The 15,698-nt window shown below is 33.7% G+C and carries 16 protein-coding genes; 13 read left to right on the forward strand and 3 right to left on the reverse strand.

Features of this window, described 5'->3' with window-relative positions; genetic code table 11:
* Positions 1–452: 452 nt before the first annotated feature.
* Complete coding sequence (locus QE431_RS13840; protein ID WP_057116291.1) at positions 453–827, reverse strand: helix-turn-helix domain-containing protein; 375 nt, start codon at positions 825–827, stop codon at positions 453–455.
* 123 nt (positions 828–950) lie between these two features.
* Here QE431_RS13840 and QE431_RS13845 point away from each other — a divergent pair, with 123 nt between their 5' ends.
* Both QE431_RS13845 and QE431_RS13850 read left to right on the forward strand, forming a co-directional pair.
* Entirely contained in the window at positions 951–1,745 is a 795-nt protein-coding gene (locus tag QE431_RS13845) for an SDR family oxidoreductase (RefSeq protein WP_307296902.1), read from the forward strand.
* A gap of 106 nt (positions 1,746–1,851) precedes the next feature.
* The gene (locus QE431_RS13850; protein ID WP_307296905.1) at positions 1,852–2,172 is read left to right on the forward strand and encodes a nuclear transport factor 2 family protein; all 321 of its coding nucleotides are present in this window, start codon (positions 1,852–1,854) and stop codon (positions 2,170–2,172) included.
* 181 nt (positions 2,173–2,353) lie between these two features.
* Here the strand turns inward: QE431_RS13850 and QE431_RS13855 are convergent, their stop codons facing one another.
* Entirely contained in the window at positions 2,354–2,734 is a 381-nt protein-coding gene (locus tag QE431_RS13855; RefSeq protein WP_307296906.1) for a helix-turn-helix domain-containing protein, read from the reverse strand.
* 92 nt (positions 2,735–2,826) lie between these two features.
* Here QE431_RS13855 and QE431_RS13860 point away from each other — a divergent pair, with 92 nt between their 5' ends.
* From QE431_RS13860 to QE431_RS13875, 4 genes are all read left to right on the forward strand, one after another.
* The gene (locus QE431_RS13860) at positions 2,827–3,909 is read left to right on the forward strand and encodes a Gfo/Idh/MocA family protein (RefSeq protein WP_307296908.1); all 1,083 of its coding nucleotides are present in this window, start codon (positions 2,827–2,829) and stop codon (positions 3,907–3,909) included.
* Between the two features lie 347 nt (positions 3,910–4,256).
* On the forward strand, positions 4,257–5,165 hold the full coding sequence (locus QE431_RS13865) for an alpha/beta fold hydrolase (RefSeq protein ID WP_307296910.1): 909 nt from the start codon (positions 4,257–4,259) through the stop codon (positions 5,163–5,165).
* 99 nt (positions 5,166–5,264) lie between these two features.
* Positions 5,265–6,137 (forward strand): helix-turn-helix domain-containing protein, encoded by an 873-nt coding sequence (locus QE431_RS13870; RefSeq protein ID WP_281866027.1) that lies wholly within the window; start codon positions 5,265–5,267, stop codon positions 6,135–6,137.
* Between the two features lie 21 nt (positions 6,138–6,158).
* Positions 6,159–7,076, forward strand: coding sequence for a hypothetical protein (locus tag QE431_RS13875; RefSeq protein WP_307296916.1), 918 nt, complete (start codon positions 6,159–6,161; stop codon positions 7,074–7,076).
* 449 nt (positions 7,077–7,525) lie between these two features.
* On the opposite strand, the gene QE431_RS13880 is transcribed toward QE431_RS13875, so the two are convergent.
* The gene (locus QE431_RS13880) at positions 7,526–7,888 is read right to left on the reverse strand and encodes a helix-turn-helix domain-containing protein (RefSeq protein ID WP_057116297.1); all 363 of its coding nucleotides are present in this window, start codon (positions 7,886–7,888) and stop codon (positions 7,526–7,528) included.
* A 111-nt stretch (positions 7,889–7,999) separates the two neighbouring features.
* On the opposite strand from QE431_RS13880, the gene QE431_RS13885 reads away from it, so the two are divergent.
* The 7 genes from QE431_RS13885 to QE431_RS13915 all read left to right on the forward strand — a co-directional run bounded on the left by QE431_RS13885 (position 8,000) and on the right by QE431_RS13915 (position 15,393).
* Positions 8,000–8,611 carry an FMN-dependent NADH-azoreductase gene (locus tag QE431_RS13885; protein WP_307296918.1) on the forward strand — a complete coding sequence of 204 codons (612 nt, stop codon included), beginning with the start codon at positions 8,000–8,002 and terminating at the stop codon, positions 8,609–8,611.
* 180 nt (positions 8,612–8,791) lie between these two features.
* Positions 8,792–9,460 (forward strand): hexitol phosphatase HxpB, encoded by a 669-nt coding sequence (gene hxpB / locus QE431_RS13890; protein WP_057116299.1) that lies wholly within the window; start codon positions 8,792–8,794, stop codon positions 9,458–9,460.
* 277 nt (positions 9,461–9,737) lie between these two features.
* Entirely contained in the window at positions 9,738–10,022 is a 285-nt protein-coding gene (locus QE431_RS13895; protein ID WP_057116300.1) for a hypothetical protein, read from the forward strand.
* Between the two features lie 273 nt (positions 10,023–10,295).
* On the forward strand, positions 10,296–10,601 hold the full coding sequence (locus QE431_RS13900; RefSeq protein WP_307296926.1) for a hypothetical protein: 306 nt from the start codon (positions 10,296–10,298) through the stop codon (positions 10,599–10,601).
* A gap of 1,297 nt (positions 10,602–11,898) precedes the next feature.
* Positions 11,899–12,660, forward strand: coding sequence for a LytTR family DNA-binding domain-containing protein (locus QE431_RS13905; protein WP_281866032.1), 762 nt, complete (start codon positions 11,899–11,901; stop codon positions 12,658–12,660).
* 31 nt (positions 12,661–12,691) lie between these two features.
* Positions 12,692–14,995: a PAS domain S-box protein gene (locus QE431_RS13910; RefSeq protein WP_307296928.1), complete on the forward strand. Its 2,304-nt coding sequence runs from the start codon at positions 12,692–12,694 to the stop codon at positions 14,993–14,995.
* Positions 14,989–15,393, forward strand: coding sequence for a response regulator (locus QE431_RS13915; RefSeq protein WP_057116304.1), 405 nt, complete (start codon positions 14,989–14,991; stop codon positions 15,391–15,393). The genes QE431_RS13910 and QE431_RS13915 overlap by 7 nt, the downstream gene beginning before the upstream one ends.
* Positions 15,394–15,698 lie beyond the last annotated feature (305 nt).

The raw sequence follows: 15,698 nt of genomic DNA on the forward strand, positions 1-15,698 counted from the left end.
CTAATAGTTTTTAATTTTTACTGATTCTTAGAGAATGATTCTATATCTCGTGTGATTAATAATAATCAACATGACCGTTTTTCATTCTCCGCAGCAAAATTCAGTAAAGACCGATTCTCTAAAAATGGATATAGTGCAGTTATTATTGTAGATTTTTCCCTTAATTAGATTTGGTGTGACAGAAGACAAAATCAGGCATCATAAGTATAGTGCAGAGCATTAGGAATTGTCAAAACTACCAGCTCGGGATATTTGTAATTATTTATAATGATAGAGGAATTGCAAATGCTGTCGTATGTAATAACTATACAAATAGACAGCACAGAAAATTTATGTATTAATAGAAGTATAGGAAAAGAGAAACGGAAATTTGTAGAGGAATTGGAAATCAAAAAAACGAACAAAAGAGTATAAATTTTAGCTAACCAAAATTAATTTAGAGATTATTAATTTTATTCCGTATCGGCTGCTCCGGGAAATTTTTTAATGATTAAAGATTTCAGTCTCTCTTGATTCTGATCACCCCATTGGCCTAAAGCACCTATAACTGGAATTAAGCTCTCGCCAAATTTAGTGAGACTGTATTCTACTTTTGGCGGCACTACAGGATATATTTTCCTAACAACGAGCTCATGTTCTTCCAATTCGTTCAACTGGATGTTCAGGACCCTGCGTGAAGCGTCTGGTATTTTACGCTGCAATTCACTTGGTCTCTTATGGCCTTCGTTAATAAACCAAAGCAGGCGTATTTTCCATTTACCATATAATACTTCTCCTATCAGGTCCAGTCCGCAGTTTAAGTTCGGTATTGTTTTTCTTTCATACATATTGTAAAAGTACTAGTATGTTACGATTTGTGCAATAGGGGAAAAATTTATCCCTATCTGAATCGTAATTCCGTACTTGTGAGAAAGTTGCATACTTCTGAAATTTGTACAAAAGAAATTATCATGAAACAAATAATAGATTATCAAAACGAGTTATCAGGCAAAATTGCGCTTGTGACAGGAGGTACAAAAGGGGCTGGCAGAGCGATAGCCGAACGTTTAAAAAATGCCGGTGCTACGGTAGTTATCAGCGCAAGAAACCAACCTGAAACACCAGATAAAGAGCTGCATTTCATTCCTGCAGATTTAAGCAAACCAGAAGCTGCTGCCAAAGTTGCTTCTGAAGTATTTGAGAGATTCGGTAAGTTAGATATCCTTGTAAACAATCTGGGAGGTTCTGAAACTCCTGGCGGAGGATTTGCTGCATTAACCAATACAGATTGGGAAGAAACAATACAAGCCAACTTACTGGCACCAGTTCGTCTGGATAAGGCAGTTCTTCCAAAAATGCTTGAAGGTAAAAGCGGGGTAATAATCCACATAGCATCTATTCAGGGAAAACTTCCTTTGTATGATTCCACGCTGCCGTATGCTGCCGCAAAGGCCGGACTTATTAATTACAGCAAAGGATTATCGAAAGAAGTATCTCCAAAAGGTGTACGTGTATTGACCGTTTCTCCAGGATGGATTATGACCGAAGCATCAATACGCATGATGGAGCGCATTTCTGAAAGCAGTAATATAACTATAGAAGAGGCTGAAAAAGGTGTAATGGCAGCTTTGGGAGGTATCCCTTACGGAAGACCAGCCAAACCGGAAGAAGTCGCTGAACTCGTTGGATTTTTGGTATCACCCAGAGCAGGTTACCTGACAGGAACAGAATATGTAATCGATGGTGGAACAATTCCAACGATCTGATTTTTAATATATGTAATAGTTACCTTGAAAGAAGAGGTCTATATGTCCAATAAAAATAGTAAGTAATAAAATAAATAAGCATTAATAACCATAAAATAGATACATTATGAACTTACCAGAAGTAATACAAGACTTAGTAAAAGCGCAAAACAATTTTGACAGTTCGGCTTTTGCCGATTGCTTTTCAGAAACTGCAATCGTATTTGATGAGGGAAAAAATTACACCAGCAAAACAGAAATAAAAAACTGGATAGAAAAAAGCTCAAAGGAATACAATACGGCAATGAAACCGCTTGAATTTGAAGGAGATGCTGAAAAGGGAAATTTAAAAGCAGAAGTATCCGGAACTTTTCCAGGGAGTCCCATTATTCTTATCTATAATTTAACGTTTAAAGGAAAACTTATAGAATCGTTGGAAATTAATTAAAGTTGCAAAAGCAGACCTTAAATTATGATTATTCTATTAGGAGAATTACATACAATTGAATAATTGACCTATTTAATTCTCCTAATTGTTTTTATAAAGTTTCGAACCTAAATCTTGTCAGTCTAGATCTTGTTGGATTTTACATTCACCTTATCTTTCTCTATTTGCAACATGTTTATAGTTAAGGAATTAATGTTGACGAAATTCCTAAATGAACATCTTTGTGCTTTGCCCCCCACTCATCCAATTGCAGGCAGATAGGAATGAGAGCACTGCTTACAGGAGTAAGTTCATATTCAACCCTCGGAGGCACTTCATGATACACGGTGCGTATTACCAATCCATCACGTTCCAGCTCGCGAAGCTGTAATGCCAGCATCCTTTCGGTAATGTTCGGGATTATCCTTTTAAGCTCCCCAAAACGTTTTTTACCGTCACTTAACCGTATTAAAATTGGCAGTTTCCACCTTCCGCCCATTAGTTGTACGGCGTAGGTAAGATTACAATCTGAAAGAAAATTTCGATTGATGTTATTTGTGGTATTTTCTTTTCTATTTGTCATTACTTACAAAATTGTATGTACATACAATAGGTTGTGTACACTACAAAATTATAGTGTTCTTGTTAATTTTACAATCAATATAATAGAAATAAATGAAAACAGAAAAAATAAAAGTTGGTATAATAGGGCTTAACCCCGACAGCCAGTGGGCATCAAAGTCACACCTTCCTGCATTAAGGTATCTATCTGAGACCTATGAGGTTATCGGAGTAGCCAATTCTACTCATGAAAGCGCTTTAATAGCTGCGGATAAACTAGAAATACCAATTGCTTATGAAAACCCAGATGCCTTAATAGCATCAGCCGAAATAGAACTTGTTGTTATTACTGTAAAAGTCCCTTACCATTATGATCTTGTAAAGGCTGCGCTTGAAGCAGGCAAACATGTGTACTGCGAACACCCCTTGGGTAACGGACTTACTGAAACGGAGCAATTAGCAGCGATTGCGGCACGGAAAAATGTAGTTGCAGCAGTAGGGACGCAAATGGTTGTATCACCAGAATTGACTTATCTGGAGCACCTTATTAAAGATGGCTATGTAGGGAAGGTTTTATCCACTACACTGCTAGGCTCGGGAGGTCCTTGGTCAGATGAAGCAATTTCGGCTAACTATTATCTATACGATAAAACAAACGGCGCTACAATGTTGACCATCCCCTTGGGGCATACATTGGCAGGTTTAACTAAAGTTTTGGGCGGTTTTGATACTTTGACAGCAAAAATGATAAACAATTACACAACAGTAAAACTTACTGATATTGGTGAAATAAAACCTAAGACCTCTGAAGACCAGATTATGGTAATAGGCCAATTGAAAAATGGAGCCGCAATTTCTATTCATTACCGCGGCGGCGTTTCAAGAGGCACTAACCTTTTGTGGGAGATTAATGGAACGCACGGCGATATACAGGTAACAGGGCCGCTTGGACATGGTCAGCTTGTCCCTTTAGAAATTCAAGGAGCCCAAGGGAAAGATACGAAATTACAAAACCTGCCAATTCCAAATGAAATGTATGAGGGTTTGCCTGATAATCCGGTAATTAGAAATGTGGTGCTGCTTTACAAAAGAGTTGCTGCTGATATAAAAAATAAAACGAAAACAGCACCAACTTTTGACGATGCAGTTGTACTATCACATCTACTCAATGATATCGAGAAGTCTTCAAAAGGTTAAGGTAATAAGCTTAAAGCTTAATTACTGCAAAATCCATGTTTTAACAATCTTAATTTCTAAGTTTTTTTGGACTGTCTGGGATTTTAATCAGATAAGTACTTTTATTTCCCTATATCGATCGTAATTCCGTACTTGCTTACAAAGGTTATTTCAGGATTTTACTTCGTTGATTTAAATAAAGTTATAGATTAAAAGAGTTGTTTTTTGGTTCCTAAAGAGACGTTTTTGATATAGGGAAAAATGTACAAGGGACTCTTCCAAATGTCCATTTTCAAGCCTTAGTGTTTTACGCATCTTTGTATTGTAAATAATTCAAAACAAATAGTAACTAATTAATAATAAACAAAATGAAAACACTTATTTCAACATTAAGCCTTTTATGTATCTTTACTTTAAGCCATCCGTTATTGGCTCAATCAAAACGAGTTCCAGCATCAGCCGGACGATTAGAATTTATTGAAGTTGAACCAAATGTAAAACTTCATGTAACCGACCTTGGGGAAGGACAGCCTATTGTATTAATACACGGATGGCCGTTAAATGATGCAATGTATGAATATCAATATCAATATTTTGTTCAAAAAGGTTTTAGGGTGATCGGAATATCAATGAGAGGATTTGGAAAATCTGACAGACCCTATGGTAAATACGATTTTGATGTTTTCTCAGATGACATCAAGGTAGTTTTAGATAAACTTAAGATCGAAAATGCAGTTCTCGGCGGTTTTTCTATGGGAGGTGCAGTTGTCATACATTATATGGCAAAATACAATGGAGCACATGTGAGCAAACTGGCACTTTTTGCCGCTGCCGCGCCTTCGTGGAAACAACGTGAAGGTTTTCCATATGGTGCTACCGATGAAGCAGCTGCAGGATTAATACATACAACAAGAACTAACAGACAGCAGTTGATTGAAGATTTTGGTAAAGCCTTTGGAGCGTCGGAAAATGCAATCTCACCAACTATGTCTCAATGGCTGGCAAGTATAAATTCTGATGCCTCTCCCTATGCAACAACACAATCTATAATAGCTTTGCGAGATCTTGATTTACGTCCTGCCTTATCAAAAATTAATGTGCCTGTAGCAATATTTCATGGCACGAAAGATAAGCTGTGTGATTTCGTGTTTGCAGAGCAATTGCACAAAGGTCTAAAAAACTCTTACATTGTAAAGTTTGAAAACAGTGGACACGCACTATTTATTGAGGAAATGGAAAAATTCAATACAGAACTTGAAAAGTTTACAAAAAAATAATTTATAGTTGCAGTTCATTACTTTGTAAAAAATAAAGATTAGAAGCTAATTAAGTATCATCGCCGGTCTTTTAAAGACCGGCTTTTAAAAGAATTGATAATGAAAGAACACGTTTTTGATATAAGCCTGAAAAAAATAGGTATGCTTAAAGTAGATAATGATAGCCTCGAAATGATCAATTCTGAAGCTTACAAAGAATATATAAAAGTGCTTTACCTTGATGCAGACTGTAAGATCAAGGTAGATTTTCAAGTATATAATACTTCAGGCAGTTCTCTTTTTTTTATAAGTCCCAATCAGGTTCTCAGCATCGAAGAGATCGGCAAGCAAGAAGGCTTCTTTATATTTTACAATAGTGATTTTTACTGCATTCAAATTCATGACGAGGAAGTTGCCTGCGATGGACTGCTGTTCAATAATATTCATAATATGCCCATGACGACTGTACCTCAGACAGATTCCGCATTTATCGATTATTTATTTGTTCAGATGCAAGATGAATTTATTTTGAAAGATTCCTCGCAAGAGGAAATGATCCGTACTTATCTGAAACAAATCTTCATTAAGTCAACCCGACTCTGGAAACTGCAGCACCTAGACGGTGTATTGGGGCAACACCACAATGATCTCGAATGTTTCAGGCGTTTCACCCAATTGGTTGAAGCAAACTATAAACAAAAACATAGTGTAGCAGACTATGCCGATATACTTGCTATAGCACCCAAGACTCTGACCCATAAATTTAAGCGGATGAACCTGCCGCAACCCAATGAAATTATCAAAAACCGAATTATATTAGAAGCAAAAAGACTTTTAGTTCATACTGCTAAAAGTGCCAAAGAAATCGCATACGATCTTGGATATGAGGACCCAGCTTATTTTAGCCGTCTTTTTTTCATAAAAACTAATGAAACCCCATTTGGCTTTAAGAATAAATACCTCAGCATTCAGGCTTCAGAAGAAAGTCTTTAAAAATCAGAAAAAAATAAAATAATGACAGGTAAATATTTTGTGCATACTTTTCTATACCTCTTCTTAACTGCAATGTCTATTAATGCACAGCAAGTTAAAGATCCCAATATTAGCGAATTGGCTGAACGCAATCAACGTGCACCGGAAAGTGTTTTTAAAAAATTTCGCAATGCAGGCATGGATCCTGTTGAACATCAATTAACCGATATTGAAAGAGAGAAGTTAAACAATGCCTTTGCTATACTGCCTCCATTACATCAAAAAATTCTAAAAAAGCATCTGCACAGTATCAGTTTTATGGATAATATGCCCAATACTGCCCTTACATCACCTGTCGAAACATCTGATTCGGTAAAAATGTATAATATAACTTTCCGTGCTGAAATTCTTAACCAGACTATTTCTGAGTGGACAACCTGGAAAGAAAACACCTGCTATCAAAAATTAACAGACAGTCAATATCAGGTTACGATTGAAGCTGGTAATCTCGATGCCATTATCTACGTTTTACTTCATGAAGCTACACATGTCGTGGATGGCGTTCTAAATCTAACTCCTCATCTGAATGAAAAAGATGTTTGGGAAGGATCAAAAGACTTTACACAAAATGTTTGGGATAAATATAATGAGCCTTCGGAGAACGTAATCAATCCATTACTGGATACTGTACTCTTTAGAAGTGGTAAACCAATCGAAGTTTCATATGCCCCAGAAGTGTATAAAGCAATTCAAAAAACACCTTTTGTTTCACTCTACAGCACAGCATCATGGTTTGAAGATCTAGCCGAGGCATTAACTATTTATCATCTTACCGAGAAAATGAAGCAGCCTTATAAAGTGGTAGTTCTAAAAAACGGAATTCAGGAAGTCCTATATGAACCAAGCAAGAATAAACGTGTGAAAAAAAGGCAAAATCAATTACAGATTTTTTATACATAAATTAAGGCCTTAAAATTCAAACGAAACAAGATTTTAAAAATGTTCTTTACTTAAACTCATAAATAATGACAATTTAATGTTTGCCAGAATCATTGCAACAAGTGTTTTGGAGGTGATACCTTTTTTGCCACAAAAAATTAAGGTGGTTTTTAAGATATTTCATGAGGCAAAGTTTTGCGGCAGAATCGTGGCGCGTAAGTCTTGACCTAGTACTAAACTCATTAAAATCTAAAACCTCCAAAATCAAATAATTTTCAAAAGTCCTAAAATATCACGGTCCTTAAGAACCTATTTGCGAACCATTTTATGCAGTATTTCAGGAAGGTTTCAATATTACAACCTTAAAACAGTTTACAAAAAATAAAAAATGAATTGTAATATAGCGATTCTTGCATTCGTTTAGTTAGCCAAAGAGGGATATCGTAGTGAAATAAAAATAATTTAGTTTACTATTTTCCAGTAATCTTTTTTCGATGACCAGCTCCCCATTCACTTAAAGTTCTTAAAACGTCTCTCAGAGTTTCACTGTATGAAGATGCTTCATAAATAATGCTCACAGGCGTAGTGTCATATACATTTCTCAATATCAATTCGTTTTGTTCTAAATGCTTTAGTTCCTGTGCTAATATTTTTGGAGAAATACCATCAACATCCTTCAAGATTTCATTAAAGCGCTTGGAGCCATTTACCAAACTCAAAACAATTGGTAATTTCCATTTGCCATTTAGTACATATAAAGCATCTATTACATTCTTCAAATTACTACCGCATTCTACCTTCGAAATCTCCTCGTTTTTATTTTTCGTTTTCATATTGTAAATATATCAACTTTCTAAAAAGTAACCGCTTTCCTTTGGGTAACTACTATCTTTTTAATACTTATTGAATTTACCTTTGTATCAATAATTAAAAAAGATAAAAAAATGAATTCAAAGAAAATATTACAACTTAATTCCAGCATAATGGGAGAACAATCATACAGTAAAAAATTGGGGAATGCTATTGTAGAAAAAATTCAAGAAAAATATGCTAATAGTACAGTTGAACAATTGGATTTGGTAGAAAGTAATATTCCCCATCTTACTCCAGAAACGTTTCAAGCAATGTTTACGCCAACAGAGCATCAAACGGAAGAGACAAAACAGAGACTTAATTTGTCGGACAAATTGGTAGCACAATTATTCGATGCAGACATCATTGTAATCGGAGCACCACTTATCAATCGCACTATTCACAGTTCTCTTAAAGCTTGGATAGACCATATCACTCGCCGTGGAATTACATTTGGTTACAGCAAAGAAGGTATGCCTATAGGCTTAGTAACTGGTAAAAAAATATATGTTGCTATGAGTTCAGGTGGTATTTATACCGATGAACAGGGCAAAGCCAATGATTTTGTAGCACCTTATCTAAAATCTTTTTTAGGCGCTTTAGGAATGACAGATCTTACCATATTTAGAGCAGAAGGACTTCACGTAACTCTAGTACAAGATACGGCATTGGAAAAAGGAATTAGTAGTGTAGTTATCGATTAATTACTTGATGATATCTTTATCGAAACGCTAAATAGTATTCCTTTGGTTGTAAGAAAGAAAGACTTATAAGGAATGTAACTTCGTCTGGGCTGGTATTTGATTTAGCTTTGAAAAGTAGTATTTTTGAAACATAACCTGTAGTCTGCTTCCAAAGTCCAGACTTTAAAATAAAAATATAATATGGATGCGGCAAATTTAAAAACAAAAGCAGTTATTTTTGATATGGACGGAGTGCTGGTTGATTCGGAACCTTTGTGGCAGAAAGCAGAATTTGAAATTTTCTCTTCACTAGGAGTTCAGGTAACTGAGGAACTAGCATTGATCACTAAAACAATGACTACAAAAGAAGTTACTGAGTTCTGGCGCAGTAAATGTGCATGGGAAGATATAAGTGACCAGCAGGTGGCAGATTTAGTAATTTCTCGTGTAATTGAACTCATTGAGAATGAAAACTGCCAAATAGAGGGTATAGAGAATTTTGTGAAGCTTATTAAAAATCAAGGTTATAAAATTGGGCTAGCTACAAATTCTCCTTATAGAATTATACCTGTGGTGCTCAAAAAATTAAAATTGGCACAATACTTTGATGCAGTATCCTCCTCTGATTCAGAACGAAATGGCAAACCTGATCCTAGTGTGTATTTAACTACATGCCGTAAGCTGGAAGTAGAACCAGAGCAGTGTGCTGCCATTGAAGATTCCTATTCAGGAATGCTTGCAGCCAAAAGGGCAGGAATGAAAGTGGTAGCATTTACAAATGGAAATACAGACGCAGACATAAGTATCGCAAATGACGTGATTAACAATTTCAGACATATTGACCAATGGCCGGCAGCCTGCAGCAACTGAGGCGAGTACTTGTTATATCTGCCTCACTGCCCACATCATCAGTCCCATTCAGAGATTCAATAAAAATATACGATAAAACAGAAAGTTTAAAATATTTCTTACTCCTTTAGGGCTTTCCACATCCCCTTGCATATATAATAGATACTTTAGCGATCCAAAAGATTCAAGTGTCAATTATATAAGCCTCCTTATAAATTTTATAAACTACAGTAGCAGCGCAACATGTAATTTTAATATCACAATGAATAATTACAAATCAGTGAATTAAAATAAGATTATGGAAAATATATTCAATCAGGAAAATCTGGAAGATATACAAAAAATGATAGAAGATAAACTCAGCAGTGTTCCAGGAGAACTAATCCTCTGCGGGGCAGTAGGAGCTCTGCTTTTATCTTCGTATCTTAATAAAACTGGACATACTCAGGCGGGCTCTGTAATTGGAAAATTATCAATACCTATAATTGGAATAGGTATTGCCAAATATCAAGATGTTTTGAAGTCCGCTGTACAAAGCATTTCAAAAGCTGAATCAGCTTCAGATTCTCAACAGACAGAGTAGGACGACTCTAGTAAAAGAAATATAAAGGAAACAGAAATCAACAACTGTTTCCTTTACTTTTTAAATTTAATTCTTTTATCTGCTCCTTAATAGTTTTCATACAGCTTTTTATCCTTTCCAGAAGCTGGACTTATATTGCCTGCCTGTTGCTAAAAATGCCTTCTGATTAATTATAAATTATATAAAACTCCATCAAAATTCTATAACTTAAAAAGCTGCTGTTCAAGCTACTTTTGGAAAAATATATTTATACACCCACCTTTTAGTCCAAATATGAAAATAGCAGCAGCAAGTCCAGTTATTCCATTATTTAAAAAAATTAATATTGAATCTGGCACAAATTCCGCAGATGAGGCATTTCGAATAGAAACGCAGAAACAAAATCTTTTAACAGATTTATACAGCAGATCTGATGATGAACCAGACTTTGACTGTGAATTTCTAGATGCAGCATACAGCTGCAGCGAAAACGAAAATGTTATTGATTTAGAATCTCAAGATGAACTTACAGATCTATTTAATGATAACCAGTGGGATGCGGAAATCTATGATCCGTATCTGGAATCAACTTATTATTAGATAGGAATTCGCAGCTGCCAGTTTACCGCACAACATGTGGAGAAACTGATCCACACAGTCAGATAACTTCCCGGGCAATAGAAAATTATTCTTTTAATTTTCGTTCTGCCCATGACATTCTGTTCTCAACATGTTTTTCCACCCTGCATACTACTAGCACTGTTTTCTCGTAATAACTTTCAGGCTCATAAGTTTTTTAATTCCCTATAATCCTAAGTTTTGTATCAAAATCACTGCATGTGTTTTGAGCAACCAAAAATTCACTAAAATTAAAAACTAAAGAAGTCTAGGTTCCAACATTATTAAATCAAGCTCTCAAATTGAAAATAACGGATAAAAAACTATATAATACTCTACATCTATCAATATTAAATATAAGCTCAGTAATTTTGAAATATTAAACAACTAAAAATAATCAAATTATATCAAAATAAGATATTAAATTGGATTATGAAAACAGTTGATAAAAACAATATACAGCTCATCGAGGACTTTTTTTTGCTCAAATTTTAGCGACCGAAACTGCTTTTATTTTACCACAAAAAGTTAAGGCAGTTTTTAAAATTATTTGACACATCTAAGTTTTGTGGCAGAATCGTAGTACATCGTTATTTGCAAAATGAAAAACTAACAAATCAACGCTTTCAAAATTTAGCTTCAGAACTTTTATTAATCTGACTTTGATTTAAAAAATATAACTGTTGTTGCAAATAACAGCAATAGTATTAGTTATTACTCTCTGAAATTGAATTACAAATTTGGATTTGTGCATGTCTGGGCAAACCTACTTACAACTTATAACAACTTACTTTTTTTGCTGTTATTGGTTTAATAAATAAAAAGTATGCACAAATTTTCGTTAAAGAGACATTAGTCCCATAAATGAAGTATTTTGTCCTATAACTATATTTCCTAATGATCTTATTTTGCAAAGAAAATAAAACTATCAAAGACTAATAGTTTTCTTTTAAAACTTCTATCTCATAAAATAGTATAATTAAACTAGAACTAAGACTAAACAAGTAACAGATCATTATTTAGTCTATATAAAACCAGTTGTTACAACAGCATCAATACAAAGTAAGGTCAATTTTAAACACTTATACTTTTATTTGTCCATTTATTACTTCTCAATAAATCAAATAACCTAATTGTAAAAGTATTGCTAAATGTTTCTGTAATTTATGTCTGAAAGTATAACATTGTAGACATGAGTAAAATAATTAATAATCAACACATTCATATTTGAATTTTTGAACTAAATTTTTGAATTGATAATAAAGCGCAAATAAAAGACATGACTCCTGTTAATGCCATAATCATATCTGAGGAACAAGAAACTTTTCAAATCTTAAAAAAATTTGAGGAAGAAAACGCTATGATTATTGAGATAATTGGTAATGCGGATTGTACAAAAGACGTAATGACTTTAATAAAAGAGAAAAAGCCAGACCTTATTTTCTTAGATATTTATCTTACAGATAATTTGTTTTTTGAAATGCTCGAACAATTAGAATTTAATATTCCGAAACTTGTATTCATATCAGCAAATAAAGATTATGCTGTTAAAGCTTTTAAACACGATGCCGTTGATTTTTTACTAAAACCAATTGATTTTAATTCCATAATAATGGCTATTTATAAAGTAATTAAAAGAAGGGAAATGGAGCGCTCCTATCAAAATCAAAAAATTAACAATATAAATATTTCAAACACTATAAGTCAAAAAAATGATTATGTTGCCGTTGCATCTTTAGAAAAAATAGAACTCATACCAATGTCCGAAATTACTTTTTGCAAAGCAGATGGGAAGTATACCGTTTTTATTTTAAGTAACGGAGCCAAGATAATGTCAAGCAGAAATCTAGGTGAATACAGTACAATTCTTGATAACAGTTATTTTTTTAGAATACACCATTCTTATATTGTCAATCTTCGTTATATCGCTAAAATCTCAAAAAAAGACGGCTACTTCTGCGAACTTTCTAATGGAGTAATTTTACCAATTGCCAAAAGACGGCAAGATGATTTTAACAAGTTTATAAAACTTAAAGATTAAAAATAAAAAGTTAACCTCAATTACCCGCAAAATGAATATCCATAATAATTCAGAAAGCAACGTGGCAGAAGAAAAAAATGATAATACTACTTATCATTTGGAAGAACCTTTAACTGACCTTGGTAAAATTTTAGATTTTTCAATGGATCTAATCTGCTCTTGTGATGAAGAGGGAAGATTTGTATGGGTAAATAAAGCTTCAGAACGTATTTTAGGTTATAAACCTGAAGAATTAATTGGTAAAAAATACAGTGATTTTTTATTTCATGAGGATAATGGTATTCCGATAAATGAAAATTTTGATTTTACGAGCGAGACACACTTACCTATATTTGAAAAAAAGTTCATCCACAAAAACACAAATATTATCTATTTGCAATGGTCTGTTGTACGAGATAATGTTAAAAATTTATGCTACTGCATAGGGAGAGATATTACTGAGAAAAAAAATATAGAAAAAGCAATTGAATTTGAAAGGCTGCAATTCTTTAATATATATTCGCAGGCCCCTTCCTATATGGGAATTTTAAATGGTCCCAACCACGTTTATGAATTGGCAAACGAACTTTATTTGCAGTTAATTGATAAGAGGGATATTATTGGGAAGACTGTAAAAGAAGTTTTGCCAGAACTTGAAACTCAAGGGATTTTTGAAATTTTAGATAATGTATTTAAAACAGGGGAAAGCTTTTGTGCTAATGAAATGCTCATAACATTTGATCGTTATAGCGACGGAAAATTCAAAGATTTTTACTTAAATTTTATTTTTCAGGCCCGCAGGAATGCAGATAATACTATTGACGGAATATTCATTTTTGGGAACGATGTAACAGAGCAGGTTCTATCGCGAAAAAAAATTGAAGAAAGCGAAAAAATGTATAAAGATTTAATCCATAAATTGCCAGTTGCTACCTACTCTTGCGATGCTGAAGGACGAATAGTACTTTATAATAAGGCCGCAGCCGCATTATGGGGTAGAGAGCCTGAATTAGGAAAAGATTTATGGTGTAATTCATGGTACAGTAATGATAATAAAAAAGAGCACTCTGCACCTTTGAATTTATGTTCGTTGGCTACAGCACTAAAAGATGGTGATCCAATCCTTAATAAGGAAATAATTATAGAGCGCCCGAATGGCGATAAGCGCAATGTGCTGCCACACCCAGTTTCGTTTCACAATGCTGATGGTGAAATAACAGGAGCAGTTATTGTACTTTCTGATATTACTGAAATGAAACTGGCACAAAAAGAGCTGAAAAAAAGTGAAAAAAAATACAGGTATCTTTTTGACAACAATCCAATGCCAATGTGGATTATTGATTTAGTGTCTTTTAAATTTCTGGATGTAAATAAAATGGCAATTCTGCAATACGGATATAGCCGTGAAGAATTCCTTTCTATGACTGCCTTGGACATACGGCCAAATGATGATAAAATTCATTTCATAAAATCGAGTGATACTTCAAATATTACTAAATCGAATTATAATAGAGGAATATGGAATCATATAAAGAAAGATGGAACTATTATTCCTGTTGAAATTATTGCCCATAATGTTGTTTATGAAGGAACAGCAGCAAGATTAATTCTTTCTAATGATATCTCTGATCGCAAAAAGGCAGAAACAAATTTGGAAAAAAGAAATCGGGAGCTTATCAAAACCAATTCGGAACTGGATCGATTTGTATATAGTGTATCACACGATCTACGTTCGCCTCTAACATCTATTCTTGGTCTGATCTCTTTTATTGAAACAGAAAGCAAGGAAATTGATACTCTGAAGCATGCTGAATTGATACGGATTAGCATCAATCGTTTGGATGACTTTATAAAAAATATTTTAAGCTATTCGCGTAATAACCGTACTGGGATTTTAGTGGAACAGATTTCGCCAAATGAAATGGTACTTGATATAGTAGATTCGCTCCAAAGAATGAAAGAAGCTAAAGGGATTCGTTTTGAAATTGAAATTACCGAACAAAAACTTTTTTACACAGACAAGCTTAGATTTACAACCATTATAAAAAATCTAATTTCAAATGCCATAAAATACCATAAAAAAGAGGAAGATGACAGATTTGTAAAAATATTTGGATATTCGGATAATGAAAATCTACATTTTTCAATAGTAGATAACGGGATAGGAATTGATCCTGCATATCATCAAAAAATATTCGAAATGTTTTTTCGTCTTTCGGGCAAAGATGGCTCAGGTATTGGTCTATATATCGTAAAAGATGCTGTAGAAATATTACAGGGCTCTATAGAAGTGCAGTCAGAGAAAGGGATCGGAACCAAATTTAATATCACTCTAAAAAATTTGAAACCATGCTAAAAGAACTACATTCAAAATTTGAAACCGTTATGATTATTGATGATAATCTGGTAGATTTATATATTATCTCACGAATGGTTACGCAGAATAATTTTGGGAAAAATGTGCTGCATTATACAGAGGCACAAGAAGCCATGAAATATCTGCAGGAGAATCAGGACAATATTTCTAAATTACCTGAAATAATTTTTGTAGACATTTACATGCCTCTAATGTCCGGATTTGAATTTATGGAAGCATATGATAAATTATCAACTACTCTAAAAAATTATTGCAAAACCTATATCATATCCTCAACAATTGATAATGAAGATATTGCACGATCAAGCAATAATAAGAATGTGGTTTCTTTTCATGTAAAACCGATTACCAAAGAATTTCTTGACCGAATTTTTTAGGAGCAGTCATTGTTACTATTAATTCTAATAATTGAATTAAACTAAATCAGGATTTTATACTTCACCACTCCGCTTGCAATATCGTAGTGATGTAGTATCAGAATTTTCATAGCTGGAATTTATTGCAGTAAACGGTTATACTATATAACTGTCGGTTATTACTTCTCCCTTTTAGTTTTAAAGGTATCCCTGTTAATTTGCATATACAATATTAAAAAAGAATGTTTTGCACAATCTAATAAATGCTTTTAGCTTAACTACCTGCTATTCTGAATCATGAAAAAACCAGTTTTCTATGTAATATT

Origin of the sequence: Flavobacterium sp. SORGH_AS_0622 (assembly GCF_030818825.1) — a bacterium.
Lineage (GTDB): Bacteria > Bacteroidota > Bacteroidia > Flavobacteriales > Flavobacteriaceae > Flavobacterium.

What these genes read in the sequence shown, in the direction of transcription:
- QE431_RS13840 (WP_057116291.1), bottom strand. Translation starts at nt 827, where the DNA reads ATGTATGAAAGAAAAACAATACCGAACTTAAACTGCGGACTGGACCTG.
- QE431_RS13845 (WP_307296902.1), top strand. Translation starts at nt 951, where the DNA reads ATGAAACAAATAATAGATTATCAAAACGAGTTATCAGGCAAAATTGCG.
- QE431_RS13850 (WP_307296905.1), top strand. Translation starts at nt 1,852, where the DNA reads ATGAACTTACCAGAAGTAATACAAGACTTAGTAAAAGCGCAAAACAAT.
- QE431_RS13855 (WP_307296906.1), bottom strand. Translation starts at nt 2,734, where the DNA reads ATGACAAATAGAAAAGAAAATACCACAAATAACATCAATCGAAATTTT.
- QE431_RS13860 (WP_307296908.1), top strand. Translation starts at nt 2,827, where the DNA reads ATGAAAACAGAAAAAATAAAAGTTGGTATAATAGGGCTTAACCCCGAC.
- QE431_RS13865 (WP_307296910.1), top strand. Translation starts at nt 4,257, where the DNA reads ATGAAAACACTTATTTCAACATTAAGCCTTTTATGTATCTTTACTTTA.
- QE431_RS13870 (WP_281866027.1), top strand. Translation starts at nt 5,265, where the DNA reads ATGAAAGAACACGTTTTTGATATAAGCCTGAAAAAAATAGGTATGCTT.
- QE431_RS13875 (WP_307296916.1), top strand. Translation starts at nt 6,159, where the DNA reads ATGACAGGTAAATATTTTGTGCATACTTTTCTATACCTCTTCTTAACT.
- QE431_RS13880 (WP_057116297.1), bottom strand. Translation starts at nt 7,888, where the DNA reads ATGAAAACGAAAAATAAAAACGAGGAGATTTCGAAGGTAGAATGCGGT.
- QE431_RS13885 (WP_307296918.1), top strand. Translation starts at nt 8,000, where the DNA reads ATGAATTCAAAGAAAATATTACAACTTAATTCCAGCATAATGGGAGAA.
- hxpB (WP_057116299.1), top strand. Translation starts at nt 8,792, where the DNA reads ATGGATGCGGCAAATTTAAAAACAAAAGCAGTTATTTTTGATATGGAC.
- QE431_RS13895 (WP_057116300.1), top strand. Translation starts at nt 9,738, where the DNA reads ATGGAAAATATATTCAATCAGGAAAATCTGGAAGATATACAAAAAATG.
- QE431_RS13900 (WP_307296926.1), top strand. Translation starts at nt 10,296, where the DNA reads ATGAAAATAGCAGCAGCAAGTCCAGTTATTCCATTATTTAAAAAAATT.
- QE431_RS13905 (WP_281866032.1), top strand. Translation starts at nt 11,899, where the DNA reads ATGACTCCTGTTAATGCCATAATCATATCTGAGGAACAAGAAACTTTT.
- QE431_RS13910 (WP_307296928.1), top strand. Translation starts at nt 12,692, where the DNA reads ATGAATATCCATAATAATTCAGAAAGCAACGTGGCAGAAGAAAAAAAT.
- QE431_RS13915 (WP_057116304.1), top strand. Translation starts at nt 14,989, where the DNA reads ATGCTAAAAGAACTACATTCAAAATTTGAAACCGTTATGATTATTGAT.